This window comes from Geomonas agri, from assembly GCF_020179605.1.
In the GTDB taxonomy this organism is placed as follows: domain Bacteria; phylum Desulfobacterota; class Desulfuromonadia; order Geobacterales; family Geobacteraceae; genus Geomonas; species Geomonas agri.
Map to the genome: position 1 here is coordinate 121948 of NZ_JAINZO010000002.1, position 26668 is coordinate 148615.

Annotated in this window: 34 protein-coding genes, 1 tRNA gene and 1 riboswitch; of the genes, 24 read left to right on the forward strand and 11 right to left on the reverse strand. The window is 55.2% G+C overall.

The features are described 5' to 3' along the window. Nucleotides 1-95 precede the first annotated feature (95 nt). The 4 genes from K7R21_RS11970 to K7R21_RS11985 all read left to right on the forward strand — a co-directional run bounded on the left by K7R21_RS11970 (nucleotide 96) and on the right by K7R21_RS11985 (nucleotide 4687). Nucleotides 96-2390 (forward strand): peptidase U32 family protein, encoded by a 2295-nt coding sequence (locus K7R21_RS11970; protein WP_224983552.1) that lies wholly within the window; start codon nucleotides 96-98, stop codon nucleotides 2388-2390. A gap of 3 nt (nucleotides 2391-2393) precedes the next feature. Further along, on the forward strand, nucleotides 2394-2951 hold the full coding sequence (locus K7R21_RS11975; RefSeq protein WP_224983553.1) for a hypothetical protein: 558 nt from the start codon (nucleotides 2394-2396) through the stop codon (nucleotides 2949-2951). Beyond that, nucleotides 2948-3823, forward strand: a complete 876-nt coding sequence (gene hslO / locus K7R21_RS11980) for an Hsp33 family molecular chaperone HslO (protein WP_224983554.1) — start codon at nucleotides 2948-2950, stop codon at nucleotides 3821-3823. Before K7R21_RS11975 ends, hslO begins: the two co-directional genes overlap by 4 nt. A 183-nt stretch (nucleotides 3824-4006) precedes the next feature. Beyond that, nucleotides 4007-4687, forward strand: a complete 681-nt coding sequence (locus K7R21_RS11985; protein ID WP_224983555.1) for a cyclase family protein — start codon at nucleotides 4007-4009, stop codon at nucleotides 4685-4687. Between the two features lie 87 nt (nucleotides 4688-4774). On the opposite strand, the gene K7R21_RS11990 is transcribed toward K7R21_RS11985, so the two are convergent. From K7R21_RS11990 to K7R21_RS12000, 3 genes are all read right to left on the reverse strand, one after another. Then, nucleotides 4775-5239 (reverse strand): hypothetical protein, encoded by a 465-nt coding sequence (locus tag K7R21_RS11990; RefSeq protein WP_224983556.1) that lies wholly within the window; start codon nucleotides 5237-5239, stop codon nucleotides 4775-4777. 131 nt (nucleotides 5240-5370) lie between these two features. After that, entirely contained in the window at nucleotides 5371-6285 is a 915-nt protein-coding gene (locus tag K7R21_RS11995) for an RluA family pseudouridine synthase (RefSeq protein ID WP_224983557.1), read from the reverse strand. Continuing rightward, nucleotides 6282-6803: an NUDIX hydrolase gene (locus tag K7R21_RS12000; protein WP_224983558.1), complete on the reverse strand. Its 522-nt coding sequence runs from the start codon at nucleotides 6801-6803 to the stop codon at nucleotides 6282-6284. The genes K7R21_RS11995 and K7R21_RS12000 overlap by 4 nt, the downstream gene beginning before the upstream one ends. A gap of 183 nt (nucleotides 6804-6986) precedes the next feature. On the opposite strand from K7R21_RS12000, the gene K7R21_RS12005 reads away from it, so the two are divergent. Then, nucleotides 6987-7439: an FKBP-type peptidyl-prolyl cis-trans isomerase gene (locus K7R21_RS12005; protein WP_224983559.1), complete on the forward strand. Its 453-nt coding sequence runs from the start codon at nucleotides 6987-6989 to the stop codon at nucleotides 7437-7439. A 95-nt stretch (nucleotides 7440-7534) separates the two neighbouring features. Here the strand turns inward: K7R21_RS12005 and K7R21_RS12010 are convergent, their stop codons facing one another. Continuing rightward, nucleotides 7535-8011, reverse strand: a complete 477-nt coding sequence (locus K7R21_RS12010) for a ferritin family protein (RefSeq protein ID WP_224983560.1) — start codon at nucleotides 8009-8011, stop codon at nucleotides 7535-7537. A 170-nt stretch (nucleotides 8012-8181) separates the two neighbouring features. Between K7R21_RS12010 and K7R21_RS12015 the strand changes: the two genes are divergently transcribed. The 12 genes from K7R21_RS12015 to K7R21_RS12075 all read left to right on the forward strand — a co-directional run bounded on the left by K7R21_RS12015 (nucleotide 8182) and on the right by K7R21_RS12075 (nucleotide 16617). After that, nucleotides 8182-9066: an SDR family oxidoreductase gene (locus tag K7R21_RS12015; RefSeq protein ID WP_224983561.1), complete on the forward strand. Its 885-nt coding sequence runs from the start codon at nucleotides 8182-8184 to the stop codon at nucleotides 9064-9066. A gap of 166 nt (nucleotides 9067-9232) precedes the next feature. Continuing rightward, nucleotides 9233-9652 carry a nickel-responsive transcriptional regulator NikR gene (gene nikR / locus K7R21_RS12020; RefSeq protein WP_012531991.1) on the forward strand — a complete coding sequence of 140 codons (420 nt, stop codon included), beginning with the start codon at nucleotides 9233-9235 and terminating at the stop codon, nucleotides 9650-9652. A 77-nt stretch (nucleotides 9653-9729) separates the two neighbouring features. Next, nucleotides 9730-10218 carry a tRNA adenosine(34) deaminase TadA gene (gene tadA / locus K7R21_RS12025; RefSeq protein WP_224983562.1) on the forward strand — a complete coding sequence of 163 codons (489 nt, stop codon included), beginning with the start codon at nucleotides 9730-9732 and terminating at the stop codon, nucleotides 10216-10218. An 88-nt stretch (nucleotides 10219-10306) separates the two neighbouring features. Beyond that, nucleotides 10307-10567 carry a hypothetical protein gene (locus K7R21_RS12030; RefSeq protein ID WP_224983563.1) on the forward strand — a complete coding sequence of 87 codons (261 nt, stop codon included), beginning with the start codon at nucleotides 10307-10309 and terminating at the stop codon, nucleotides 10565-10567. 93 nt (nucleotides 10568-10660) lie between these two features. Beyond that, a tRNA-Ser gene (locus K7R21_RS12035) sits at nucleotides 10661-10748 on the forward strand. A 180-nt stretch (nucleotides 10749-10928) separates the two neighbouring features. Beyond that, a complete protein-coding gene (locus K7R21_RS12040) occupies nucleotides 10929-12185 on the forward strand; it encodes a tyrosine-type recombinase/integrase (RefSeq protein ID WP_224983564.1) in 1257 nt (418 codons plus the stop codon). A gap of 60 nt (nucleotides 12186-12245) precedes the next feature. After that, the gene (locus tag K7R21_RS12045; RefSeq protein ID WP_224983565.1) at nucleotides 12246-13004 is read left to right on the forward strand and encodes a hypothetical protein; all 759 of its coding nucleotides are present in this window, start codon (nucleotides 12246-12248) and stop codon (nucleotides 13002-13004) included. A gap of 311 nt (nucleotides 13005-13315) precedes the next feature. Then, nucleotides 13316-13567 (forward strand): hypothetical protein, encoded by a 252-nt coding sequence (locus K7R21_RS12055; protein ID WP_224983567.1) that lies wholly within the window; start codon nucleotides 13316-13318, stop codon nucleotides 13565-13567. Next, complete coding sequence (locus K7R21_RS12060) at nucleotides 13564-14442, forward strand: toprim domain-containing protein (RefSeq protein ID WP_224983568.1); 879 nt, start codon at nucleotides 13564-13566, stop codon at nucleotides 14440-14442. Before K7R21_RS12055 ends, K7R21_RS12060 begins: the two co-directional genes overlap by 4 nt. Continuing rightward, the gene (locus tag K7R21_RS12065; protein WP_224983569.1) at nucleotides 14430-14855 is read left to right on the forward strand and encodes a hypothetical protein; all 426 of its coding nucleotides are present in this window, start codon (nucleotides 14430-14432) and stop codon (nucleotides 14853-14855) included. The genes K7R21_RS12060 and K7R21_RS12065 overlap by 13 nt, the downstream gene beginning before the upstream one ends. A gap of 568 nt (nucleotides 14856-15423) precedes the next feature. Then, nucleotides 15424-16044: a hypothetical protein gene (locus K7R21_RS12070; RefSeq protein ID WP_224983570.1), complete on the forward strand. Its 621-nt coding sequence runs from the start codon at nucleotides 15424-15426 to the stop codon at nucleotides 16042-16044. 375 nt (nucleotides 16045-16419) lie between these two features. Beyond that, the gene (locus tag K7R21_RS12075) at nucleotides 16420-16617 is read left to right on the forward strand and encodes a hypothetical protein (protein ID WP_224983571.1); all 198 of its coding nucleotides are present in this window, start codon (nucleotides 16420-16422) and stop codon (nucleotides 16615-16617) included. A 1175-nt stretch (nucleotides 16618-17792) separates the two neighbouring features. Here the strand turns inward: K7R21_RS12075 and K7R21_RS12080 are convergent. Further along, nucleotides 17793-18722 (reverse strand): CxxxxCH/CxxCH domain c-type cytochrome, encoded by a 930-nt coding sequence (locus tag K7R21_RS12080; protein WP_224983572.1) that lies wholly within the window; start codon nucleotides 18720-18722, stop codon nucleotides 17793-17795. A gap of 23 nt (nucleotides 18723-18745) precedes the next feature. Continuing rightward, nucleotides 18746-18829, reverse strand: a riboswitch (cyclic di-GMP riboswitch). Between the two features lie 854 nt (nucleotides 18830-19683). Between K7R21_RS12080 and K7R21_RS12085 the strand changes: the two genes are divergently transcribed. The 5 genes from K7R21_RS12085 (at nucleotide 19684) to K7R21_RS12105 (ending at nucleotide 22376) form a co-directional block, all read left to right on the forward strand. Further along, complete coding sequence (locus tag K7R21_RS12085; RefSeq protein WP_224983573.1) at nucleotides 19684-20142, forward strand: hypothetical protein; 459 nt, start codon at nucleotides 19684-19686, stop codon at nucleotides 20140-20142. Nucleotides 20143-20163: 21 nt separating this feature from the next. Continuing rightward, the gene (locus K7R21_RS12090) at nucleotides 20164-20409 is read left to right on the forward strand and encodes a YMGG-like glycine zipper-containing protein (protein WP_224983574.1); all 246 of its coding nucleotides are present in this window, start codon (nucleotides 20164-20166) and stop codon (nucleotides 20407-20409) included. 91 nt (nucleotides 20410-20500) lie between these two features. Continuing rightward, complete coding sequence (locus K7R21_RS12095) at nucleotides 20501-20638, forward strand: entericidin A/B family lipoprotein (RefSeq protein ID WP_224983575.1); 138 nt, start codon at nucleotides 20501-20503, stop codon at nucleotides 20636-20638. Between the two features lie 366 nt (nucleotides 20639-21004). Next, nucleotides 21005-21382 (forward strand): hypothetical protein, encoded by a 378-nt coding sequence (locus tag K7R21_RS12100; protein ID WP_224983576.1) that lies wholly within the window; start codon nucleotides 21005-21007, stop codon nucleotides 21380-21382. 856 nt (nucleotides 21383-22238) lie between these two features. After that, nucleotides 22239-22376 carry an entericidin A/B family lipoprotein gene (locus tag K7R21_RS12105; RefSeq protein ID WP_318248346.1) on the forward strand — a complete coding sequence of 46 codons (138 nt, stop codon included), beginning with the start codon at nucleotides 22239-22241 and terminating at the stop codon, nucleotides 22374-22376. A gap of 76 nt (nucleotides 22377-22452) precedes the next feature. Here the strand turns inward: K7R21_RS12105 and K7R21_RS12110 are convergent, their stop codons facing one another. Further along, nucleotides 22453-22848: a hypothetical protein gene (locus K7R21_RS12110; RefSeq protein WP_224983577.1), complete on the reverse strand. Its 396-nt coding sequence runs from the start codon at nucleotides 22846-22848 to the stop codon at nucleotides 22453-22455. A 227-nt stretch (nucleotides 22849-23075) separates the two neighbouring features. Here K7R21_RS12110 and K7R21_RS12115 point away from each other — a divergent pair, with 227 nt between their 5' ends. Next, a complete protein-coding gene (locus tag K7R21_RS12115) occupies nucleotides 23076-23522 on the forward strand; it encodes an arsenate reductase ArsC (protein ID WP_224983578.1) in 447 nt (148 codons plus the stop codon). After that, entirely contained in the window at nucleotides 23519-24577 is a 1059-nt protein-coding gene (arsB, locus tag K7R21_RS12120; protein WP_224983579.1) for an ACR3 family arsenite efflux transporter, read from the forward strand. The genes K7R21_RS12115 and arsB overlap by 4 nt, the downstream gene beginning before the upstream one ends. A 48-nt stretch (nucleotides 24578-24625) precedes the next feature. Here arsB and K7R21_RS12125 read toward each other — a convergent pair whose 3' ends face one another. The 5 genes from K7R21_RS12125 to K7R21_RS12145 all read right to left on the reverse strand — a co-directional run bounded on the left by K7R21_RS12125 (nucleotide 24626) and on the right by K7R21_RS12145 (nucleotide 26645). Beyond that, nucleotides 24626-24808 (reverse strand): hypothetical protein, encoded by a 183-nt coding sequence (locus K7R21_RS12125; protein WP_224983580.1) that lies wholly within the window; start codon nucleotides 24806-24808, stop codon nucleotides 24626-24628. Nucleotides 24809-24877: 69 nt separating this feature from the next. Further along, complete coding sequence (locus K7R21_RS12130; RefSeq protein ID WP_224983581.1) at nucleotides 24878-25339, reverse strand: hypothetical protein; 462 nt, start codon at nucleotides 25337-25339, stop codon at nucleotides 24878-24880. Between the two features lie 37 nt (nucleotides 25340-25376). Next, the gene (locus K7R21_RS12135) at nucleotides 25377-25994 is read right to left on the reverse strand and encodes a porin family protein (RefSeq protein ID WP_224983582.1); all 618 of its coding nucleotides are present in this window, start codon (nucleotides 25992-25994) and stop codon (nucleotides 25377-25379) included. Further along, nucleotides 25991-26254, reverse strand: a complete 264-nt coding sequence (locus tag K7R21_RS12140; protein WP_224983583.1) for a hypothetical protein — start codon at nucleotides 26252-26254, stop codon at nucleotides 25991-25993. The genes K7R21_RS12135 and K7R21_RS12140 overlap by 4 nt, the downstream gene beginning before the upstream one ends. Nucleotides 26255-26345: 91 nt before the next feature. Beyond that, on the reverse strand, nucleotides 26346-26645 hold the full coding sequence (locus K7R21_RS12145) for a hypothetical protein (RefSeq protein WP_224983584.1): 300 nt from the start codon (nucleotides 26643-26645) through the stop codon (nucleotides 26346-26348). Nucleotides 26646-26668 lie beyond the last annotated feature (23 nt).

Here is a 26668-nt window from a genome sequence, read left to right on the forward strand (position 1 = left end):
ACTCTAGGCGGATGTCATTAAAACTAAACAGTACTGTTACCAATAAACCCGAATTGTTGTCGCCTGCCGGCTCGCTGGAGGCCTTTTTTGCCGCCATGGAGAAAGGCGCCGACGCTGTCTACGCCGGGTTGCGCGACTTCTCGGCCCGCGCCAAGGCCAAGAACTTCACCCTTTCCCAGATGGAGCGCATGACCGCCTACGCCCATGCCCACGGTAGGAAGGTCTACGTTACCCTCAACACCCTCGTCAAAGAAAACGAACTGCCGCTGCTGATCGACAACCTGTCCGCTCTCGAGGCGATGCGGGTGGACGGCGTGATCCTGCAGGACATGGCCGTTGCGCGCCTGGCTCGGGAGTTCTTCCCGGGGATCCCGCTGCACGCTTCTACGCAGATGACCATCCATAACTCGCTGGGCGTGCGCCAACTGGAGGAACTTGGTTTCGAGCGCGTGGTGCTGGCGCGCGAACTGCACATCGACGAGATCAAGACCATCGTTGCTGCGAGCCGCGCCGAGATCGAATGTTTCATCCACGGGGCCCTCTGCTTCTCCATCTCAGGCCAATGCTTCTTTTCCTCCTTCCTGGGCGGACACAGCGGCAACCGCGGGCGCTGCGCACAGCCCTGCCGGCGCCAGTACAAGCACAAGGGAAAGGAAGGGTACTACCTCTCCACCAACGACTTCTCCAGCATCGAGATGATCCCGCAGCTGATCGAAGCGGGGGTCCATTCCCTCAAGATCGAGGGGAGGATGAAGTCCGCGGAGTACGTGGCGAGCGTCATCGGCGCCTACCGCATGGTGCTGGACGCGGCACCGGGGCAGCACGCGGCGAAGGTGGCCGAGGCCAAGGAACTGCTGAAGCTCTCCTTCGGGCGCGTGCCGACCAAGGGCTTCCTCGCCTCGCACAACCCGACCGACATCTCCACCCCCTCCATCAAGGGAGCCACCGGCCGCTACCTGGGCGATATCAGGGAGATCCGCGGCAACCGGATCAGCTTCGACACCAAGGACACCCTGCACGTCGGCGACCGTATCCGCGTCCAGCCCAAGAGCGACATGGCCGGCCGTGCCTTCACCATCAAGGAACTGTACCTGGGTGGCAAGAAGGTGATGATCGCGAAGGAGAACACCCTGGTCTCGACGCCGTCTCCCTTCCCGTTCAAGCTGGGCGACTCGGTGTTCAAGGTCTCTTCCGAAACCGCTTTCACCATGAGCGAGAACGCCTGCCTCAGGCGGCTGGAAGGGGTGAAGGGCGGCAGTATCCCCTGCCGGCTCACCCTCTCCTACCAGGACCAAAAGCTGAAGATCGACGCCAAGGTGCTCGGCAACCAGCTCAGCACCGAGTTCGAACTGGGTGAACTGGAGCCGTCCCGCACCAGCGACATGGAAGGGGTGCTGCGCGCGCAGTTCTCCAAGAGCGGCGACACCGAGTTCACTCTGGCGTCGCTGTCGGCGCCGGATTTCCCCGCGCTGATGATCCCCCCGCCTGCCCTCAAGGACATCCGGCGCCGCTTCTACGCCTGGCTCTCCGAGCAGTCGCTGGGTGCGCTTAAGGACCGGAGCGCGCAAAATCGGGAAAGAGCCTTGGCCAGCCTGGTCGGCAAGCGCCCGGGTCCGGCTCGCGGCAAGGAAGAACTGGCCGTAAAACTCGAACACGTCAAGGACTGGCACGAACTGCACCGCGACATGGTCGACACGGTGGTGCTGCCGGTCTCCAAGGCGAACCTGCACCAGTTCGCACCTTTCGCGCGCAAGCTGAAGGGAAGCGAGCACAAGGTGATCTGGCAGCTCCCCTTCATCATCTTCGAGGCAGACCTCCCCTTCTACCAGGACGCGGTCCAGGGGATCCTGCGCGCCGGCTTCAAGCGCTTCGAGCTCACCAACCTGTCCCATTTCCAGTTCTTCAAGGGCACCGACGCGGAACTCAACACCGATTACCGACTCTTCTCGCTGAACAGCCAGGCGCTCCTATCCTGGCAGGAACTGGGCGTGTCGCGCGCCACCCTCTACATCGAGGACGATCGCGCCAACCTGGCCCAGCTTCTCGCCAGCGATGTGAAGATCGACCGCGGCGTGCTGCTCTTCGCGCCGGTCCCGGTGATCACCTCGAAGATCGCCATCAAGGACATCAAGGGGGACGCGCCGCTCGCGTCCGACCGCGGCGACCTCTACTCGGTGAAGGTGAAGGACCACCTAAGCGTGGTGACCGCACAGACACCGTTCTCTCTGACCCAATACCGAAACGACCTGCGCGGGCTCGGCTGCAGCAGGTTCCTGCTTGACCTCTCCGCCCTGCAGCAGCAGGAGCGCGAGCGGGTGCTGGAGGCGTACCGCAAGGGTATCGCCGTACCGGGGGCGTCCGAATTCAACTTCAGCACTGGGCTGGTCTAAGAAATGGGGATCATCGACAAGATCAAGGGGAGGATCCAAGATCGGCTCAACGATCCCGCTTTCATGGGGCTGGTGCAGGAGCAGAGCCTCAAGGACCTCCTGCTGCGTCGGGAATTCCGCATCACCCAGGAGTACCTGCAGCGCGAGTTCCTGGACAAGGCCGTGGACGACGAACTGGTGGAATTCAAACTCGCTATCGAAAACGGCTACTGCGAGCTTTCCGGTCGCCTCAAGAAGCGGTTGGTTCCTTTCGCCATTCCCTTTTCCGCCAGCTTCACCATCGAGGGGATCGAGTTTAGCGCCACGCGCAAGTGCGTATTCCTGAAGCACGGACCGGTTACGCCGCTCGACCTTGACTGGCTGACCAGAAAGGTGGTGCAGAGAATTCCGTCGTTGAGCATGATGGGCGATCTGCTGGTGTGCGACCTGAACCAGGTGCCGCGCCTGGCCGAACTGTTTGCGCACCGGGTGAAGGGAATCAGCATTTGGGATTACATTACATTGAAAGAACTCTGGCTGAAGCGGGGTGAACTAGGAGGAAGGGTGGGGGTGGTTTTATGACAGATTATCTGGTACGCGCGATTGCCAAGTCCGGGACGGTGAGGGCCCTCACCTGCGTTACCACCAACACGGTAAGTGAAGTTTGCCGCCGCCACGGCACATTGCCGACGGCTACGGCTGCCCTCGGGCGCTCCCTTACTGCCGGGGCGCTCATGGGGGCAATGCTGAAGACCGGCCAGCGTGTTGCCATGCGCTTTGAGGGAAACGGCCCGCTGAAGAAGATCGTCATCGAAGCCGACAGCGACGGCAGCGTGCGCGGCTACGTCGGCGACACCCAGGTGCACATGCTTCGTCCCGACGGGGCCCTTGATGTTCCTAACGCACTGGGCCGGGCGGGCTTTCTCACTGTCGCAAAGGACCTCGGGCTCAAGGAACCGTACCGCGGCACCGTGCAGCTTTACACCAGCGGCATCGCCGAAGATCTCGCCCTGTACCTGGTGGAGTCAGAGCAGATCCCGTCCGCCGTCGGCATCGCCGAGTTCATCGAGCAGGATGGCGCGGTCAGCGCGTGCGGCGGCTTCCTGATCCAGGCCATCCCGCCGATAGATCCCCTGGTGGTCGAAGAGTTGATGGACCATATCGAGAAACTCCCCCCCCTGAGCGAACTGCTGCACAGCAGCAAGACCCCCGAGGAGATCATGGAGATGCTCCTGTCCGGCATGGAGTACGACGTGCTAGAGAAACGCGCCATCGGCTTCGCCTGCAGTTGCAGCAGAGAGCGGATCGAGCGGGTGCTGATATCGATGGGGAAGAAGGAGCTGACCTCCATGGTCCAGGAGCAGCACGGCGCCGAGGTCACCTGCGAGTTCTGCGGCGAACACTACCGCTTCAGCGAAGCCGACCTGGAGCGACTGGCCGCCGAAGTGCAATAAAGCAAAAGACCATCAACAGGGATAAGGGGGATAAAAGGGATAACACCAAGAAAGGTTTTATCCCTTCATTCCCTTCGTCCCTGTTTGTTTTTCGAATTTTCTTTGCGACTTTGCGCCTTCGCGTGAGGCCGTCTTGCGTTATACTTTGCGGTGTCGCTTTCACATTAAACCGGGAGGTGCCCGATGAGAATCCACGACATCAGCGTGTCGCTTTCACCCGATCTCCCCTCCTACCCGGGAGACCCCACCGTTACCGTCGAGCCATGGCACCGCATCGCCAAGGGCGACACCGCCAACCTTTCCCGCATCACGCTGGGCACCCACTCCGGCACCCACATCGATCCCCCCCGCCATTTCAACGATGCCGGTATCACCGTCGATGAGATCCCGCTCGACCTCCTCATCGGCCAGGCTCGGGTCGTGGAGATTCCCCACGCCAAAAAGATCGGCCGCAATGAGCTGGAACCGCTAGAGTTGAAGGGAGTGGAACGGCTGCTGATCAAGACCGGCAACTCGCAGTTTTGGGGCGAGAACGAGTTTCGCCGCGACTTCGCCGCGCTGACAGTGGAGGGGGCGCACTACCTGCACCACATGAAGGTGAAACTGGTGGCGGTCGATTACCTTTCGGTGGAACCGATGGACGGGGACGGCGAGGTGCACAGGATTCTTTTAAACGGCGGCATCCCGGTAATTGAAGGCGTCAATCTCGCCGGCGTTCCCGCGGGATATTACCAGTTGATCTGCCTGCCGTTGAAACTGAAGGACGGCGACGGAGCGCCGGTTCGAGCTCTTTTGATCGAACCTCCCGATGCTGCCGCGCAGCAACCTTTCGACCCGCACACCAGCAGGTGGCCGCTTTCATAGCAGTTGCAACAACATCATAAATAAAGGGGACTGGTTCCTTAGGAGCCAGTCCCCTTTTCAATATAAGCTCGGCGGGTGTCGAACGATTTACATCGCCTTCTGCTTCTTGCAGCATTCCTTCTGCACCGGCTGGTCCGCGGGTGCCTGACCCTGCTGCAGCTTCGCGCACTTGTCGCAGCCCGCCATCGGAGCGGCCTCCACACCTTTCATCTTCTGGCACTTGTCACACGCAGGCTGCATGGCGGCACCCTTGGGGCACTTGTCGCAGGTGGGCTGTGCGGCGGCGCCCTTTTTCGGGCAGTGAGGACAAGGAGCTGCACCCTTTTCGGCCGCAGCCGCTTTCGGGCAGTTGGCGCACGGGGCGGCACCCTTTTCGATAGCAGCGGCCTTCGGGCAGTTGGCGCACGGCGCCTGCTGCTGCATCTGCTGCTGCATCTTGGGGCAGTTGCCGCAGCCCGGTTTAACCGCTTGCTGCTCATCACCCCAGACCGCCAAGGCTCCTGCGATCAGCAACACCACCGGGAACAATGCAATCAACAATTTCTTCTTCATAAATCCTCCGTAGTTACGTTTAGTAAAAAAACTATCTAACAGGGATAAAGGGGATAAAAGGGATAAAGCCAAAAGCCTTTACAGTTTTCGCTTTGTCTTTGCCGTTATCCCCGTTATCCCCGTTATCCCTTTTATCCCTGTTCATATGCTGTTGTATCTACATCCTGCGGCTCGAACGCGCCTTCCGGCGCGGCCTCCAGGAACTCCGCGTCGAGCGGCGCCACCGCCTCGATGACCTTGCCGCGCGGGCCGGTGAAACGCATGGCCCGGCAATGCAGCATCATCCTGCTGGCGGGAATCCCCCCGTAGCTCTCGTCCCCGATGATGGGGAACCCGGAATGGGCCAGGTGCACGCGGATCTGGTGGGTGCGCCCGGTAAGCGGCTTGGCCTCGATGGCGGTCACCCCACCCCCTTCACCCAATACGTTGAAGACGGTGCGCGCAGGTTTCCCCCTGAGCGACACGCCGTAGCGGAACTTGCTGACCCTATCCAGCGGCGCATCCACCTTCCAGCTCTGCTGGTCCGGCGAACCCGACACCAGCGCCCAGTAGGTCTTCTGCACTTTCCCATCTTTGAGCAGGTTCGAGATGAGAGTCGCTGCCTGCTTGTGCTTGGGAAAGAACATCACACCGCTGGTGCCGCGGTCCAGACGGTGCACCACACGGGAAGGATCCCGCAGCCCGATGCTTTTCATGTAACACTCGACCGCGTACTCCACCGTACCCTTCAACTGGTACGGCGTGCGCTGGCTGTTGACGCCAACGGCTTTGTACACGGCCAGGAAATCCTTGTCCTCGTAAAGGAGCTCATGTTTTTGGTACACCAGGTCGATGCAGCGCTCCGCCTCCATCAGCCCCAGGGCAACCTCGTCCCCTTCTTTCACCTGGCGCGACGCCACCCGAACCAGCACCTGGTTGATGTTGCAGCCGCCCCAGTCGATGACCCGGCGGATCTCCCCCTTGGAAAGCTGGGGGAACAGCAACTTCGCCGCATCGTCCAACCTCAGTCCCGCCTGTTCCGCGTCTATCCGTGCCGTGAGCATCATGCCAGATACCTCTGGGCGCGCAAAAGCGCCACGATGGTCTTGCCGTCGGTGATACTGCCGTCAGCCGCCATCGCCAGCGCCTGGTCAAAGGGGATCTTCTGGCAAGAGATTTCCTCGTACGCTTCGGGCGCGGCGTCCCCTTGGGAAAGACCGGTGGCGAGGTAGAGATGAACCACCTCGTCGAAAACGCCGGGAGAGGGATGGATGACGCCGAGGGAAACAATTTTATCCGCCACCAGTCCGGTTTCCTCCATCAACTCGCGCGACGCGCACAGTTGCGGGTCTTCACCGGGGGCGAGCCGCCCGGCCGGGATTTCCAGCAAGAAGTCGTCCACCGCGGGACGCAGTTGCCGGATCAGCGTGACACAGCCGTCGTCGTGCAGCGCGAGCACGCCGGCGCCGCCGGGATGGCGCACGACCTGATAGGTGTGCCACCCCTGGTCGCCGATGAGGACGTCCATCTGCTCGATGCCGACCACGAGGCCGTTGAAAAGCATCGTCCTGTTCTTTGTTTCCATGAATCCCCCAGAGGTAGATACATACCATTTCCTTGATGGATTTGACAAAAGATAAATTAGGCGAGCACGGTGAGCAACCTGGACGTCAGGACGGGGCATTAGCTTGCACAATTAATCGGTGGATAAAAGTCAATCCATCTGCTACCCTCTGAAGCTTATATCCAAATATGCGAGGTGAACAACATGGCACAAGCTAAAGACGGGGACCGCGTAAAGGTTCATTATACAGGGAGACTGGACGACGGCACCGTGTTCGACTCTTCCGAGTGTGGCGAGGACGATTGCGGCTGCGGCCACGGCCCGATGGAGTTCGTCATCGGCTCCGGCCAGGTCATTCCGGGCTTTGACGCAGGGGTCAAAGGGCTTTCCGTGGGCGAGTCCAAGACCATCCACATCCCGGTGGACGAAGCCTATGGCGAAAGAATGGAAGAAATGGTGGCGGTAGTGCCGCGTGGCGACCTCCCCCCGGAGATGAAACCGGAAGTCGGCCAGCAGCTGGAAGTGACCCAGGAGGACGGCCAGGTGTTCAACGTAATGGTGACCGAGGTGACCAACCAAACCATCACCATCGACGCCAACCACCCGCTGGCAGGGCAGGCGCTCAACTTCGACCTCAAACTGGTGGAGATCCTCTAGCAGCGGCCGAATCTTTATTTCTGAAGCAATAAAAAATCCCCTCCCGCAAAGGAGGGGATTTTTTTGTATCCCCGTGCGACCTGGAAGGGCCGGACCTAGTTCTCGGTCATGAAGTGCTGCTCGTACAGGTCTTCCAGTTCCTGGAGGTGACGGGACTCGTCCGCCAGCATCTTCTTGAACAGCACCGCCATGGGAGCGCCTTCGCAGCCGCGGGACATCCGGTCGTAGAAGTCAATGGAGCCCTTCTCGAGGTGAATGGCGTAGGCCATGGCGTCACGGGCCGTTGAATCCGAGCGGAGCTCCTTCTTCGGCAGCACGTAATCGAGGTTCATGGTTGGCACCGGCTGGTGCAGCCCCTCTCCCCCTTTCATTTCCCCTTCAACCAGCGCCTTCTCCAACTGGTGCTTGTGCTCCAGTTCGTCAAACGCGGCTTCCTTGATAATCTGACGGGCAGCCTTATCTTTCACGATACGGAGCGCGGCTAAATAAGCGCGGAATCCTTCGTTCTCCATCTGGGCGGCCATTTCGATCGCAGCTTCAAATGTGTAACAGACATCACCTTGCTCAGCCATGGCGGGTCTCCTCTAGTCTTTGTTGTGAAAGGCTTTTTAACACAAGAAACGCCGGAGCACAAGATTTTGTATACACTTTATCCACTAAATGGAGATTCCAATAACACCTGCTACACTATCGGCTGTTGTCATGAGCTATGGGAACTGGGTCTAGAGGGGCGGAGGCGAGTATGTTGATCTTTTTGGCTGGCGGCACTGGTTTCGTGGGAGGACATGTAAGAGAGTCGCTTCTGGCTCGGGGGCACAGCTTGAGGCTACTCGTGCACCGCAAAAGCCTCGGCAACAAGGAACCCGACGTCGAGGAGATTGTGGGCGACGTCACCAAGCCGGAGACATTCGAGGAAGCTGTGCGCGGCTGCGATGCCACCATCAACCTGGTTGGAATCATCAGGGAGTTCCCCGGGCGTGGCGTAACCTTCCAGCGCCTGCACGTCGAGGCCACCGGGAGCATCCTTACCGCTGCCAGAAAAGGCAACGTGCGGCGCCACCTGCAGATGTCCGCCTTGGGCACCCACCCCGACAGCACCGCCCGTTACTTCAAAACCAAGCACCAGGCAGAAGAACTGGTGCGTCACTCTGGACTTGATTACACGATCTTCCGTCCCTCCATAATCTTTGGCCCCAGGGATGAATTCATCAATATGCTGGCCGGCTACATGCGCTCCTTCCCCGCCATGCCGGTCATCGGCGACGGCGAATACCAGTTGCAGCCCATTTCCGCAGACGACGTCGCCCGCTGTTTTGCCGATGCACTGGAGAAACCCGAAACGATAGGGCAAGAGTACGACCTGTGCGGGCCCGACCGCTACAGCTACAACGAGCTCCTCGACGTCATCGGGCGCGTGCTCGGCAAGAGCCATGTTGCCAAGATAAAGAATCCGCTGTCGCTCATGCGGCTGGTGGTCCCCTTCTTCGAGGGCTTCTCATTCTTCCCCATCACCTCGGATCAGATCGCCATGCTGGTGCAGGGCAATACCTGCGACGGGATTTGGCGCAAGACCTTCCAGTTCGAGCCGGTCAACTTCGAACCCGGCATCCGCAGCTACCTCAAGTAAGTCAAAGTCCCTTTTCACGCAAAGTCGCAAAGGCGCAAAGAAAGGCAAAGTCCCTTCTCTCAGGGGTTGCCTTTTCCTTTGCGCCTTTGCGGCTTTGCGTGAGCTGCCCTTGCCTCTCCTCTCCAATTCACGTATAGTAAGGCACTTTTTTCAAGGAGAGTCATGCATGGGCGAGACGGTAAGATTCGGGATTTCCATGGACGACCAGTTGCTGGAGAGCTTCGACCGACTCATCGAGCAGAAGGGTTACGCCAACCGCTCCGAGGCGATCCGCGACCTGATCCGGGCAGCACAGGTCGAACTCGACTGGGAAGAAGGTGAAAAAGAAGGCGTCGGCACGGTGACCCTGGTCTACAACCACCATGTGCGCGACCTCTCCGACAAGCTCACCGAGCACCAGCATGCCCACCACGACCAGATCATATCCGCACTGCACGTTCACCTCGACGCCCACAACTGCCTCGAAGTCCTGGTGGTGCGCGGCAAGGCCCGCGACGTGCGCCGCATCGCCGACGAACTGATCGGCGTAAAAGGCGTGAAACACGGCAAACTCGTCATGACCACCACCGGTGAGGGACTGCACTAACGACACAAACTCCCCTCGCCCCCCCGGGAGAGGGGCCGGGGGTGAGGGAACCGCCACGAAGTGATAAAGAAGACCGCATGACCAAAGACGACAACTACTGGATGGGAAAAGCCATGGACCAGGCCCGGAAGGCCGAAGCCATCGGCGAGGTGCCTATCGGCGCCGTGATAGTGAAAGACGGAGCCGTGATTGCACGCGGGCATAACCTGCGCGAAAGCAAGCAGGACCCTTCAGCCCACGCCGAAATGATCGCCATACGCAAGGCTGCGAAGAAACTTGCCAGTTGGCGCATCACCGGGGCGACCCTCTACGTCACCCTCGAGCCCTGCACCATGTGCATGGGCGCCATCATCCTCTCGCGCCTGGACCGCGTGGTCTTTGGCAGCTACGACCCCAAAGGGGGCGCGGCGGGATCCCTCTTCGATTTCTCCGACGACAAGAGGCTGAACCACAGCGTCATCCTCACCCCCGGCGTGCGCGGCGAGGAAACCTCCAGCATGCTCTCCGCTTTTTTCGTGAAGCTGCGTGCACAGAAGAAGCAGGAACGATTGTCCTCCAACAGCTGAAAAAAAAGAGAAAAAAGCGCTAAACCTTTTTTGCCCCCGAGCCGAAAGTTTAAGACATCCAATCTCTTTTCCGGCTTGAGAGGGGCCTATGCAAATTGAAGAAATCACCCCCAACGCCCTCATGGCGACGCACCATGAAATTACCCGGCTGGCGACCTACACAGAAGAACTGCTACAGGGGACGATCGCCTCGGAAGATCATTCGCGTCACAAGCTCACTGCCGTGCTCAGGGTGTATAGCGAGCTGGGCCTGATCTGGCGCATTCTCTCTGAAATAGATACCAGGGGCGTCCTGACCAAAACGCAGCGGCAATTTCTGCAGGATTTCTATGCCGGACTAACCTACTGAGCCAGGGGCACCACAACATGGTTGAATTTCTCTTTGGAATAAGGTATATCTTTCTGCTCTGAGGAGCGCCGCTCCTTTGACAACAGCATATCCGGAGAGATGTCCGAGTGGTCGATGGTGCCTGACTCGAAATCAGGTGTACCGAAAGGTACCTAGGGTTCGAATCCCTATCTCTCCGCCAAACAAAAATCCAGCATGGTCTGGAGAAAAGCAAAAGGTCCTGAGAAATCGGGGCCTTTTCTTTTTGGATTGTCCGTTAAAGATTATTTTGCTATGGTAAAATCCGTTAAGTTTGGAGCTACCGTTGGAGGAATGACGCCAGCCCCCAAAGCAGCATGACTCCAAAAAGGAGGAAGTGCCCATGCCAAAACGGATCCCCCCCCTCTCTGACCCCCAGATCAGAAACGCCAAACCCAAGAACAAAGATTACAAACTGATGGACGGCTACGGGCTGTTTTTGCTAGTGACCCCATCCAGCGGAAAGCTCTGGCGGTTTGATTACCGATTCGGGAATAAGCGCAAGACCATGGCATTAGGCACCTACCCCGCAATTCCCCTAGAAGAGGCCCGTAAACGTCGCGAAGACGCAAAGGCCCTTCTTGCCCACAACATTGACCCTTCTGGAATTAAAAAAGCAAAAAAAGCCGCAGGAGAAGATGCCGACGCCAACAGTTTTGAGGTTGTCGCAAGGGAATGGCACGTAAAGTTTTCTCCCTCATGGTCAGACTCCCATGCTTTTTGGGTCATTCGGCGCCTTGAGCAATACGTCTTTCCAGATATTGGCGCAAGGCCGATAGGAGACCTGAAGGCACCGGACGTGCTTAAGGTCCTTCGAAGGATCGAAACCTTAACACTTGAAACGGCACACCGAGTGAAATTCGTGATAGGCCAAGTCTTCAGATATGCTGTTGGCAGTGGCCGAGCCGACCGGGACCCCACAGCCGATTTAAAAGGCTTGCTGCCACCACGAAGTCAAAAGCACCATGCCGCAATTACCGAACCCAAGGAGGTTGCAGGCTTACTAAGGGCGATAGATGGTTTTACTGGAACTTTCACAGTCAAGTGCGCCATGCAACTTGCACCTCTTGTCTTTCTTAGACCTGGGGAACTCCGACAAGCGGAATGGTCTGAGTTTGACCTTGGAGCGGCAGAGTGGAATATCCCTATTGAGCGAATGAAGCTCAAAAAACGCGTCAAAGAGTACCGCGCTGGACAGAAGCACCTAGTCCCTCTCTCCTCCCAAGCAATCGCAATCCTGCAAAGCCTCAAGGCACTCACCGGCCAAAGCAAGTACGTCTTCCCATCGGCTCGCTCTTTCACCCGCCCAATGAGCAATATGGCGATCAACGCAGCTCTTGAGCGGATGGGATACAAGGGGGAGATGACCGCCCACGGCTTCCGGGCACTTGCACGCACTATCCTTGACGAAGTTCTGCAATGTCGCGTTGACCTTGTAGAGCACCAGTTAGGCCACGCCGTCAAAGACCCCAATGGGCGAGCCTATAACCGCACGGCCCACCTTTCCGAGCGCCGGAAGATGATGCAGGTTTGGGCGGATTACCTTGAGGGTTTAAAGGTTGGGGCAAAGGTACTTCCACTGAAGCGAGTTGAAATTTGAGCGCCTAGGGGTTCCACAACGACCCGGCTTAATATTACAATAAACCTACAGGATGCAATCATGGCCCAAAGAAAGCCAAGGATTCCCTTGGTTAAAACCCTTCCAAGATCTGTCCAAGAAGAAAGAGATTTCATTTTATATGACGTAGACCACGATTTTTTTGACATTGCTCGCCGGTTGATACCATGTGATTCTCCAGAAGATTCACAAGATGGCGACGCGTTAGGAACTGAGCAGCCTGCACTTTTAGAGATGTGGGTCACACTAGAGAAATACGAAATGAAGAACCCTCGTTTTCATGAAATCTCTGAAGATTGCTGGGTTTATATTTTTCTAGAAAAAGTGGCGAGTGCCATGGATTTCCCTCGGGCTCACGACAAAAACACCGCAGACCGCTTGGAATTATCAGATTCAATTTCAAAGCTATCAAGTGAACTAGCCAACTTGCTGAGGCGAAATGAGTTGGATTGTCATATTGTGCATCTTCCTGGCCCGATCTTTAAGGGTTTTATGGTGTACGAGGATCTAGTCCAAAAGAGGCAGGACAGGATTGATTCACAAGGCATGATAAAAGTCAAATTCTCTGAGATGTTAAATGTTATTGCAGGTAGAGCAAAAGATATAATTGCCGAAGCACCTACTTCTGGCAAGTTTGGGACAAACGCAGCGGCAAGACGGTTTGCACGTATCATTAATGACCACAATATAAACAGGTATGGTTCGCCCTTATTCCACGTGACAGCAACAGCAACAAACGCTCTTTACGGCACAAACTATGTCAAAGGAGATATTCACGCCTTAGTAAAATCCCAAATGTAAAAGTTGGGAAAGTTGACTTAAAAACAGCAAAAACCCCAATCGTCTTAATATCCCTCTTCGTCCAATATAGGTCCTGCGCGCACAATTAAAAAAGCACGGAGGACATCCATGAAATTCCATTCCCTTCCCGAAACCGGCCTAGTCAGGCTCCCTGTAATCCTCGCCGTATATCCTGTTTGTAAGAGCCAGTGGTGGGCAGGAGTAAAATCCGGTCGATACCCTGCATCAGTCAAACTAGGCCCACGTACAACCGCATGGCGTGTCGAAGATATCCGCAAGCTGATTGAATCGGCTGGGGAGGTATAGACGCAATGAGCAACAGACCGGCAGAATTCCAGACCACAGATATTGATCTTAGCGCCACCATCATGACGGCAACGGGAAAGATCCCGGCGGTTTTATCCCGGCCAGGGAAAGCACTGGTTACCTTTGAGTTTGCCGATGACGATGCTACTAGGGCGGTTGTCTTCACCTATGCCACAGGGGAACTTGTGCAGCCTGTTAAACGCTTTGCCGCTTGTCGGTCTTGGCTGTATCGCAAGGCAAAGGAGGTGACACGATGACCACCGCTGCCGACACATTACGACAGGCTATGAATGCCGTCTATCTTGACCCTGGCACACTCCCAATAGCAGACGGTGCAACTCATCGTTTCTATGTGAGTGGTGACAGGCGCGCTACTCGCAACGGCTGGTATTGTTTCCACGGTGACCACCCGGCCAACGCTTCATTCGGAACGTACAAACAGCCAGGAGTTATCCACCGCTGGAAAGCAGAGAATGCCCCCTGCTCTTTCGTTCCGTATCCGAAAGCTGTCAAGGTTTCACGCCCGGTCAACTTCTGCGCCATTTGGGAAGTTGCACCACCGGCACGCCAATCCCATCCCTATCTTGACACAAAAGGGGTTCCTTCATTCGGCTTACGGTTCCACCAGGGGGCTTTACTTGTCCCATTGATGGACATCGAAGGGCGGGTGTATGGAATTCAAAGGATTTGGCCCGGTGGCACAAAGCGTTTCATTCCAGGCTCTTTGAAGTTGGGACACTTTTACCTTGTCGGTCCGACTGCTCCGACTGACATCGTTTACATTGCTGAGGGTTACGCAACATGCGCAACAATCCACATGGCTACCGGCAAAATGGTTGCTGTCGCGTTTGACGCCGGAAATTTAAAACCTGTTGCTCAAATGCTAAGAGAGGCTTTCCCGGCTTCACGTCTAATCATCTGTGCAGATGATGATGCTACCGTTGAAAAGAACCCCGGTTTAACTAATGCAATGGATGCAGCCCGTACCGTAGGGGGATTTTTGGTTGTTCCCTCATTTAGCGGTAAGAGGGAAAAGGAAGACACCGACTTCAATGACCTAGCACGAAAGGAAGGACTCGGTGTGGTTCGTCTCCAACTGGGGCAACTGGGGGAGGTGCTATGTTCAGAGTAGGCGAGATCAAGAACACTCACCGGCGCGGCCCCACCGCTAAAAAGCACCGCAACATTCCCACGGAGGAATTACAGACGCGCCCCCCGGAAGAAAGGACGGCCCCATATTTCAGCATTGTACCTGAACAACTTGACAAGGACAGCCGATTCAACAGCCTTAGCCCTGAAGATAAAGGACTGTTCTTGGTTTGGTGCGTGAACGCATGGCGGCGAGGCGGTATGGTCGATAATTTTTCACCGGGTAACGCAAAAACAATGGGCCTTACTCTTGCCGCGTATGATGCCCTTCAAGACCGACTGACTAGGGCGGGAGTGTTGTTAATTTCAGATGACGGGTTTAGTCTTCTGCAACCTGAGTTAAGAGAACAGTACTTACAGTACTTAGAAAAAAGATCCTCCACATTGAAGGATTAAGAACAAGAGCAAGAACAAGAGCAACGATGCACCGCGCAAACGCACAGCGTAAACGCGCTACTAACCACTTATGAGGAGTAACTGAAATGATAGATGATGTAAGAGCTAACTTTGAAAGTCCGACAAATCCGGTCAAAGCAATTCGCCTTAAGTGCCGGGACTGTACCTGCAACCAGATCACAGAAATCGAAAATTGCACGGTTAGGGTTTGCCCCCTATATCCGTTCCGGTTTGGCAAAAATCCCTACCGGACAAAGCGGGAACTGACAGGCGATCAAAAGGAACGTCTGGGAAAGCATCTTAAAAGGACTCTGACGCAAAACTAGGCCCATTCACAGCGACAAAAAATCTTGTATCTCTGTCGGTGCATATCTTGACTAGGGTAGACAAGAAGCCTTTAGAAAAGCGCCTATAATTGTCAAAACGAACCGGCCACCTTCACAAAGGGGTGCGCCGGTTATTTTATTGTTAATGAGAGATGAACGATGTATATCGAACAAGCACGGTGATAAAGGCACAGCAAAAAAATTGCTGGTGAACATGACGCATCTCTCAGATGGGGAGCACTATGGCGATAGAAACTCAAAAAGCAAAATATCTGATTGCTAGGGAAGGGCTTATTATTCTTTCCATGCTACTTTGCGCTAGCGGCTCATATTATGCAAACACTTGGCAAAATAGAAAAATTGATAGCTACGTTAAAGACGCCAAGGAGGTTGCTCTTATACAAGCTCATGTTGGAAAAAGCCAAGCCGAACTTTCACAGGAATGGGAAAATGCTGCGCCGATTTTGCCCGAAAAACCATCTCAGCCACAATTAACACCTGTTGATTATAATCCTTTTATTCAACCTGAAACAAACAAAAAAAGTGGAAAATATTTCAATCTTCTTGATATAAATATTCAATTCCCTAAAGCAACATCCAATGAAATAATCAGTCGCACAATTCAAAAGGATTTTACTGACAAAGGACAAATTGATTGGATGGAAGTCTTACAAGATAAAAATCTTGACGCCAATATCACTGCTAGATATGACGACAATGGCAACAAGGTGTTTAGCGGCTTCCCGTGGAATTTAAAATTTGATGACTTTACGCTTTTTTTTCTATTTATTGCCTATCCGGCCTATCTACTTGGCAGGTTCATTGTGTGGGCTCTTGTGACAGTAATAAAGCAACCTAGGTAAGAAGTGGCTTCTTTTTTCTTCGCGCGCGTATCTATGAGAAAACGCCCCTCCCCTTGCGCACGTAAAGGCTTCTCCAAATTCTTACAATAATGTCGCAAAAAATATTTTTAATTTTTTCTAAATCAGGATAACAGGAAGGCAACAGTTCTAAAAGTCCTGCGGGGGGGGCAAAACTTACCGGATTGCATCCGGCCAAGCGATATACGCTATACGGGGAGGCACCGGGTAGTGCGCTCTATAGGGTGGGGTTGATGTAGTCATTCATTTTGCATGGGACAAGCAGACACACAATCTGTGTGATTTCAATTAGTTACATTTGACAGGACATAAAAGCGGGCTATTCTTCCATTACCGATTTGATAACGGAGGATCCCTATGAAAATAAAGAAATCACGCATGGAGAAGATGAAAAAGGAAACCTTCAAGCAGAAGAGAAAAGCACTCTTCGCGCACGTTGGCAGAGTTACCTTCACTTTCAGGCACTGTACAGCAAAATGCATGCTGAGTCTGCGGTTGATATGTAAGACCGAAAGCACAATTAGTGGAGGGAATGGAGTGAGGGAAAAGTTTTAGAGTTATTCTTGGAGTCCTAACACCTACTTCACAATATAAATATTATTGTTTTTTGGATAGTTACGCCAACTATTATAGCGACTATCTCTCCGCCAATCAAAACTAGGGCTTACAGCTAATTACTGTGGGCCCTTTGTTTTTGTGCAACCTCTGGTGCAACCTCCAAGCTGTGGATAAGGGTGAAATAAAAAGAAAGGGCGTCCGCTAAAACCACCCGCCCTGCATTGCACGACAATCGCACACCGTTGGGTGCATCGCGCGGAGAAGACGTGGGGTAGCGAGGTCGGGCGCCCTACTATCAGCTGGTGCGAGAGGTGCGCGGGAATTCTGGCGCCTGTTATGTCCAAAATTCTTGTTTGCTTTTCTAGCTGACAGGCAGATAATTATTCTTACCTGCTATGAAGATAATCGCACCGAAAGGATGCCAACCACATCTATCGAATGTGAAAACCTTCAGAAACAGGTAAAGGTTCCCGCTCCACCAGCCATCGGTCCTAAAAAAAACCGACCGCTGAGCGTAGACACTGCTAGCATTAAAAACGCTACTCTGCCGCCGGGAGCCACCAACGAAACTGCTTTGGTCAGAGACCGCAATTGAGGCTTGCTAAAAACAAGTCCAAGTACAGCGGCAACCTCCCAAAGCAGTTTCTTTTTTTGTGCGCTCCATCAATTCATGCGGGGCTCTGGCTCGGTTGTCACTCTTGGCCGTGCGAATCTACGAAGGACCGCCATTTCCCACTCACCGACCTTTTTACCCTCTTCTGCATAGACGCCTCAACCACTTCATGATCATATCTAACGGCCCCCTTGCCGTCGGAGAGCTTCACGAATGGGACCCCGCCGCCTTGTTACCCTCTGCCGCCTCAGCCATGGGGCCAGTGCCCCCCCATTTTTTGCGAAGAGGTCCAACGTCAAAGGCCCTTGCCGTTCGGCTAACGCTTCCCACCATCAGGGCCCGTAGAGGACTTTCACCTCCAAGTCACCAACCTGCCACCACGACTGGTTGGGGGGGCTCGCGCACCACGCGCCATGCTAACGCACCAAGAAAAGCCCCATGACCGGGATGGCCTATGGGGCTTGAGAGTGACACACCGTAATTGCGTATCAGACTGATATTATGGTGTCAGTGTATATCGATAGAGATGTCATTCCTCCGCGGGATGGATTCAGATACGTTAGTGGCAGCCGAAGCAGGCAGATGTGAACCTTGCCTGCACGTTAACGGTTCCATCTGCGTGCAACGCCGCATTGGTGATTGATACACCTTGTCCGTTCGTGCCTGTTGCGTCAGGATGGCAAAACTGACACTGGTTCGTATTGCTGGTAGGAGTGCCTGCGTGATAGCCGCTGTGCCAGACGTTGGAGCCACTTGATCCGTTGCGAGGCGGATTGCCGTGGCAACCGCCACAGGCGCCTGCTCCGGTGGTATACCAGGAGGGGGTCGGTTGTGAACTTCCAGTGCTTCCACCATAAGTTACCGTATTTAGTGCGGGTTCACCGTCACCACCAGGGAAATAGTAGCTGAATGTGCCCGAGGGGACTCCATGGCAGGCGACATTTGAGCAGGTTTTGGCTGTCGCATCAAAGGTTGGGGTGGAGCCCGCTGCATACGCGGGACCGGTTTTGTCGAAGACCAGGCGGCCAGCGACCTTGTGGCAAACACTGCAAGCGAAGCTGCCATGTTTGGCATGCGCACCGGTCGGGGTGCAGGCGGGGTCACCATCCACACAGACTTCGTCCTGTATTAACGCGACGGTTTTAGCGGTGTTTTTTGTTATGAGCGCCTGTGAATTATAGAAATCGTCAACGGTCTGATCATGAGGCACCCACAGGGTGCCGTCGAAGATATATTCGCGGTTTTCAGTCGTGTTGAACCAAATCATGCCAAAAACCGCTTTCTTAGGGGCCACCGCAGAAACTAGCTTGCCTTTGATGGGAAGCATGCTTACATCCGCACCCTTTGCCACAGTTGTGTTCGAACTGTCGGCAGAGGAACCTTGAGGCGACACGGACTGTTCACCACACGAAACAACGGACAAGAACGCCGCTGTTCCAATCAATGCAATCACGAACCGGACCAGGGTAAACGGATGGTTAGCGTTCATACATGCCCTCCTTTGGTATATTCTCCGGCAACCCAGCTGTCCGGTTTACTAACCTAGGACCTGTGGCTTTGTGTCCCCATTTTACAATGGGTTTACCTTGACGCAGAGTATTGTAATAAAAATATTATTATATAAGCCGTCTACTTGGTGCATAAAATACTGTCCGACCAAATCAGCTGAGTGACAATAGCAAATAACGTTCCAATTTTACAAACGTCTATATTACAACAGTTTGCTTAAATATTCATAAGGGGGAGGGGTTGTTTTTGTAAAGAAATCCGTCACTCATGTCGGGTAGTTTGACACGTGCTCAGATATTGTGTGCACGTGGAGCGGCTTCGAATTTTGACCCGGTATCGTCGTCCAACGGTGCCCCACCCCCTACGAAATATTGAGCCTTTATAGGTTGAGGGCGGGTCTCAAGGTGCCGATAGTGGGTTAAAATTGGATACTGATTGACAGACAATGAACTCTATGGCTCAAGCAACCCTTAAAAAAAACTTTTTTGAAGCCATTGCCTGGCTCGATTTTTCAACCCTGCATCACCTTTCTCCCAAGGGGACTTTTGCGTATAAGACTTTCACAAACCGTTCACAAACCGAGCTACACTTTCACAACTTTCACAACATTTCAGTGGACTTTGGCCAGCAGCCAACCAGGGTAAGTAATAATTTTTATACAACTTTACGTCGCACTTCTTTATTCTGACAGCATTCGAATCCCTTATCTCTCCGCCATTAACAGAAAGGCCAGTCACATTGACTGGCCTTTCCCGCGTTTTACCCCTTTTCTCTTCTTTGCCCCCCGTCCTCTCTTCCACTACATATCCCCCGTCCCTTGTCATTTATGCCTGCCGCTTCCGGCTTAAGTCACTGGTGTAGCGCGATTTACTACTCCAATTGACAGCAGCCTTTTGATATAATGTCTTCTTGGAGCAATTAATTAAGGGTGGAGGTGGGACATGAACATAGTTAAGACAGCAATTCGTTTTTGCTGTGTCCTATCACTCGTTGCAGGTCTTTATGGGACTGCACCCGCAATTGCGGTTGACGAAAAGCCCCCCGTGGATACGACGAAGGGACTGATGGAGATGCCGGTGCTTACCGGGGAAGTTTGGCAGACCCTGCAGCCTGACGCCAAGTTCACCTTCATCTGGGGCGTAGGACACGTGGTCACCATCGAGGAAAATGTGAGTCAACGTCACCCTGAACTCAAAAGACAGGGATTCTCGACAAAACTGGCCGAAGGCCTTCGCGGCGTACCTATGAAGGCAATCATTCAGGATATCGACAGCTATTATCGGAACAACCCCAACGACCTTGATCTCCCTGTGATGCGGGTAATCTGGACGCAGTTGGTTAAACCCAAGCTGAAATCAGGCATAGCCGACCGGCCCCTGGCCGGTTCCAGCGGACAATAGGGCCTGGCAAGGAGGCAGCGCATGAGAGCTTTGAAATATATAGCAGTCGTGCTGCTGGTCGCGTTAAGCTTCGGATGTGTCGGGATGTCGCGCCAGCAACAGAGCACGCTTAGTGGAGGCGCCATAGGCGCCGGCGGCGGCGCTTTGATCGGTGGACTCTCTGGCGGGAGCCCCGCAGTAGGGGCGATACTTGGCGGTGCTGCAGGTGCGTTGACCGGGTATATCCTGGGCGATCCTGACGCCGGAGGCCGTTATCGCCACCGCTGATATTGCTGACAGCTTAACGGGTTCGCCGCACAATTTCAGTGTCGAGAGCAAGAGCGGGCATTCGGGAAGCCCTAAAGGAAAGGAGGGAGCGATGAAGCGAAAAGTCGCAGCTGCTGTAGCCGTCATCCTCGCCTGCATGTGGACCCTGACCGGGTGCCACACGGTCAAAGGCTTTGGCGAGGACCTTCAGAGTGGCGGTAGGGCCATAGAGCGATCTTCAGGAAGGTAACCTTGTTGGCTCTCCTAAACTTCAAGAGGCCGGCCTTTGACCGGCCTCTTTCCTTTCACAATCGAACTGTTTCCGACTAAATCCGGACTTCATACCTTCGCCCGCCCCCCCGTTCAAAATTTGCACGGCGTGTTCACATTTAAAGTTCGCTAATATACTTGAGTTTGTCGGCGATTTCGCGGGAATGCTGTGCGGGCCGAGTACAGGAGACGATGAAAACTGCTTTCATCGGCAACCAGGCACCCCCCAGGCAACACGCCCGCATCATTAATAAAATTAATAATTTTTAAAAAATATAACCTGTTGGCACATTGGGTGAAACGCCCCCATACAGAAGTCAACCACACCAACACACGGAGGTAAGCCATGGACGAATACGTATTGAGATCAAACGGACCCGACACCACCTACCTTGCCAACATCAACATCTTCTTCCCCGTAGTGTTCAGCCTGGAAATCTTCAAGAACGGCTGGCCTGAAGACAAGTTAGGATCGCAGAGCGTGCTGCAAAACGAAGTGGACTGGTACCGGCAGATGTTCGAGAGCGGTCGCACCGGGAACCGGCTGCACATAGCAGCCCGCAAGTCCGCCCGGGAAAACCTCAGTGGGCGCATCCAGAAAATTTTGCGGTACGCGTCGGTGATGGCCGACGAAAACGATGTGAAAGCCCTGCTCAACTCCGGCGTCGTCACCTATAAAACCAAGAAGAAAGCTCGCCGAACCGCAAGGCAGGTCCAATCGTAAATCCCAGGAGGTTGCAGCGGTCACCTCTGCACCGCCAGCCTCTTCACCATCATTCCTGGCATCGCAAGACCCCGATGGAACCACACCTTGGTCAGGTGGGGACGACATCGGGGTTTTTTATTGATGTCGTGGCACCGCGAACATGCGCACCTCAACCTCTGCCCCACCCCACACCATCGCAACAAAAATCATGACCTACTTTTTCTAATGCAAGGGTACGATTAACTTAAACTAGACCTGCTTTTTCTAATGCTGGGGTGCGTTTAAAATAAACAAGGGTCGTAGATGCTAAACGCGAGTCGATTGCACACCAAGACAGGTTGTCACGCACACCATTGGCACCGTATTTAGAAATGCCGCACCCCCGTGTGAACCTTACTGACCGTTGATTTCTCCCGAAGTAGGTCTTCACCAGAGCCAATGCACCCGTTTTTACCCCATCAAAGGAGCTGCGTCATTAATGAGCCTCTCCGTTTAAAATAAACACGACCTGTTTCAAGTTAAACAAGACCATGTTTAACATAACTATGACCATGTTTATCTTAAACGTGGTCATAGTTGTGTTAAATGCGGCCGTAGTTATTCTGAACGGAATCCCGCAGCGCTTAACTACGAGCCGCTTCAAATTTCCGCCAGATGATCTCGCGCTTAGCAGCCTCATCGCAATTTGAGTTACGGCCTCCCGCAGTTTAACAGCGAGGACGTTTAAAATTGAATGCGGGGCCGCAAGGCTTGCGTGCCCATCAGCATCCTGCGGGCACGCACAATTTGCGATCTTTACGCGGCCGTGATAACATTAGCTGTCGCAAATTTAGCGATAAAGGTTCTTCTGCTGAAGGCAGGAAAGGAGGACATCATGAAACGCAAAATTGCAACGGCAATCATGCTTACCTTGACCAGCATCTGGGCCCTCGCTGGTTGCCACACCGTCAAGGGGGTCGGCCAGGACATGCAAAGCGGTGGGAAGGCCATCGAAAATTCCTCCGGGCGATAATTTCATCTCGCACCGAAACGAAAAGGCCAGTCTCTCAGGACTGGCCTTTTTCTATTGCGTGCTGCTGATTGGAGAATTACTTTTGTACCGCGGGGACCACTCGTCCGCGTATGGCGAACGCGAGCCGTGCCAGACGGCGGTGCGGGTAACTCGGATCGATAATGGGTATGCCTTCCCTGCAGGTCACGAACCCCTCCGCCTGCGCCCTTTCAAAACAGTCATGCGCGGCATTCCTCAGGGTGTCGAAAAAGAAAATCGCCGAGATCATGGCGTTATAACAGGTGACGCCGAGCACTTCGTGCGACATGAGGCCGCTCACGTAACCTCCCATCGCCACCAGTGCGACATAGGGCGCACTCACCAGCGCCGTATAGAAGATGAGCGTCGCTCTCGCCCGGATCGCTTCCTTAGTCAGCCGCACTCCTTCCCATGGATCTTCCTCTTCGTACAGGCAGTAATCGCGTTCGCGCATGGCATCCTCCCGCCGCTTTTAACCCTGCAGACCTTCGGCTCCTGCTGCTGAAAAGCTCAGCTGTCTACGTTGAATGTACGGAATTATGGCGAAAGGTAAATTGCCTGTCAATCGCCAGACGTTATGGCGCTAACACGGAAGGAATTTTCGTAACGAATGGGGACACCCGCGTGATTGGAAAACGTGAACCTTGACCATATTCGGATTGACGGATATAGTTCGCAACCATGACCAAAACTGTCCTGGAGCATCCCGTGCATCAAAAGAAGATCCTATTCCTTTGCACCCATAACTCATGCCGTTCGCAGATGGCGGAGGGACTGGCCAACCACCTGCTGGGAGGCGAGGTAGAGGCGCACTCGGCAGGAACCGAGGCCACTCGGGTCAACCCCTTGGCCATCAAGGTGCTTGCGGAAATAGGGATCGACCTCTCGGGACACCGCTCCAAAACTCTCGAGGAGTTCGACGGCGTGAGCTTTGACTATGTGGTGACCTTGTGCGGGGACGCCAACGACAAGTGCCCGCTGTACGTCGGCGGCACGCAGCGCAGCCACCATGGCTTCGACGATCCATCGCGCTGTGTCGGCACCGAGGAGGAGGTCCTACCCCAGTTCCGCCGCGTGCGCGATGAAATCAAAGCTTGGATATTGGAATACTTCGGAGGAGGCAAATGAGCGAACATCTTTCCCGCAAACTATCCTTCCTGGACCGCTGGCTTACCCTCTGGATCTTCGCCGCGATGGCCCTGGGCGTGGCCATCGGCTACTTCGTGCCGGGGGTGGAATCGTTCATCAACCGCTTCCAGGTCGGCACCACCAACATCCCGATCGCCTGCGGCCTGATCCTGATGATGTACCCTCCCTTCGCCAAGGTCCGCTACGAGGAAATGCCCGAGGTGTTCAGGAACAAGAAGGTGCTTGGGCTCTCCCTGGTGCAGAACTGGGTCATCGGCCCGGTACTGATGTTCGTGCTCGCCATCGTCTTTCTCCCCGACAAGCCCGAGTACCTGGTCGGCCTCATCATGATCGGCCTCGCGCGCTGCATCGCCATGGTGATTGTCTGGAACGACCTGGCCAAGGGGAACACGGAGTACGCAGCGGGGCTGGTGGCGTTCAACAGCATCTTCCAGGTCCTCTTTTACAGCGTCTACGCCTGGTTCTTCATTACCGTACTCCCCCCCTACTTCGGCCTCGCCGGCAGCACGGTCGAGGTCAGCATCCGGCAGATTGCCGAGAGCGTCTTCGTCTACCTCGGCATCCCCTGCATCGCCGGCGCGGTCACCCGGTTGGTCGGCGTCAAGGCGCTCGGGGTGGAGCGCTATCACCGGGAAGTCGTGCCGCGCATCGGCCCGATCACCCTGGTCGCGCTCCTTTTCACCATCGTGGTCATGTTCAGCCTGAAAGGGAGCCTGATCGTGCAACTCCCGCTCGACGTGGTCCGGATCGCCATCCCCATGCTGATCTACTTCGTGGTCATGTTCCTGGTCTCGTTCTACCTCGGCAAAAAACTGGGTGCCGACTACTCCAAGACCACCACGCTCGCCTTCACCGCCGCCAGCAACAACTTCGAGCTTGCCATCGCTGTCGCCGTGGCGGTGTTCGGACTCAATTCCGGCGCGGCCTTCGCGGCAGTGATCGGGCCGCTGGTCGAGGTGCCGGTGATGATCGCCCTGGTTAACGTCGCTTTCTGGCTCCGAAGCCGCTACTTTGCCGAACAGGCTAGGGGCTGAGTTGGGGTGACAGCTATGACAACATCATGGATGCTACGGGGGTCACGGTCACCGGTCGATCTTCTTGATAAGATCCCCCAGGCGGTCGTCCGCTTTTCCCAACTCTTTGGCGATCTTCTCAACGGTCTTGTCGACATCCCTGCCCGCACGTTCCGCAGGTCCCTCCTTCTTACAGCCGCAGATACCGGTAAGGCTACCAACCACTATCACGGTGATCATGCCTTTGCTCATATTCATTCTCCAGCATCTCCTTCCTGAGCCAGCGAGGAGCGGCGGCAGGGCCGCCGCTCCTCGCCTCCGCTAAGAATTGTGCCCCCTGCCGTGTCCGCCACCATGACCGTTGCCGGGTCCATCGCCGCGCCCGCCGCTCCGTTCGCCGTTCCTGCCAGTGAAGTGGAGGTTGCCGCTCTTCAGGGCGTGGAATTCGCGGGACCCCGGCTTGATGCCGAGCCCCTTGGCGATTGCGCCCCATCCCTTCTTCCTGTTGGGCTGGTAGACGGCAAGTACGGACTCAGGCGAACGGTGTGACATCTGGCCGAGCTGCAGGACCATGAAGGCGTCCGCTGGTTCCGGCACAGCCCGGATCACGGTCTGCACCTGGGTCACCGGCACGCCGAACTGGGCGCTGAGCCCCATCGAGAAGCCGGGCATGTCCGTCCGGGCCTGGACGTTAACGTTGGAAAGGAAGACCTCCAGCCCGCCGGCGAAGACGGCAGCCGGCACCAACAGGGCAACCGCGAGGAGAATCATGATGCGTTTCATAGCTACCTCCGGATAAGATTTGGCCAGGGATCGACGGCTAGTTGAAGAAATAGCGCAGACCGATGGTCCCGTTAAAGCTCGAGGGATCGAAGTCACCGCTGTGGGTGCCCTGGTAGGTGATGTCGGCATCGGGGGCAAGGACGAATTTCGCCTCGGCGCTAAGCGCCAGGTCCTTGGTGACGAAGTAGTCAGCCCCACCTTTAAGGTGCGCGCCCACACAGGTATCTACATGAAGTGAGGCCCCATCATACGGGTCGTAGTCAGAGATCAGGATATCGAGACCGGCGCCGAGGTACGGTACTATCCTGCTGTTTCCTGGGGCCCTGAAGCGGTACTGTGCGCCGAGCGAGACGTCGGTGACATGGAAATCGCCGGTATCCGAGTCAAAACTGGAGTGGGAGGCATCGAGCTCCGCCGCCCAATTTGAGTCCATTCCATAGATGAGACCGACCCCGCCGACCAGCCCGGTGTCGGTTTTGTTGTTCCCCCAGCCGAATTCCGCCTCGTTGTCCGCGGGAACCTGGAATCCGATCCTGCCGGTGACGCCGGCCCGTCCCTTTATGCTTTCCGCCATGGCTGTCCCCGATGCCAGGGATATGGCCCCCGCAAGGCAGGCAAGGACGGTGACCAGCTTTACTTTTTTCGAGATGCTCATTTCAGTTTTCTCCTCCTGATTCTTTCATAAAAGTTTTTGTCGACTCTCACTCTGTAGTAAAAGTTGTGAGATGACGTCGCCATGCTGTTGTCCAGCAAGAAATTGTAATAGTCATTCTCGTCGTCTACCTCGATGGTGATCCGGTATTGCTTAATGAGGCTGTAGGAGGGGCTCACATCGCCCACCGCACAACCGGGGTACTCCTCGCACACCATCTCCAGTTCTGCCGGTCCCAGGATCAGTACATCGGTCAGTTTCATCGCACCTCCTCCTGCCATGTCGGCCGCCCCCCAGGTAATCGGAGCACGCGCCGATGGTTGATTGGCAAAGCATATTTTCCTCCGGTGGATCCTATACCCCGGTTTCGACGCCTTCCCTGCCGCAGTTGCCGACGAGCCTTGTCCTCATCCGGTCTGCGAAGACCTTGTCATTCTTCATCCTGAAGTAAAACCTGTTCGAGGTCATCGCCATGCAGTTGTCCTGAAGGAAGTCGAAGTAACGCTGTTCATCCTCGTCTTTCAAGATGACCCGGTAGCGATGGATAACCGCATCCGCACTGGTAAGCCGAGTCACCTTGCAGCCAGGGAAAGCCTCACTCAAAATGGCCGGTTCCCCCAGCCCGATAATCAGCGTATCGATGATTACGCTCATCACCTGCCTCCTTGCCCTCCCTG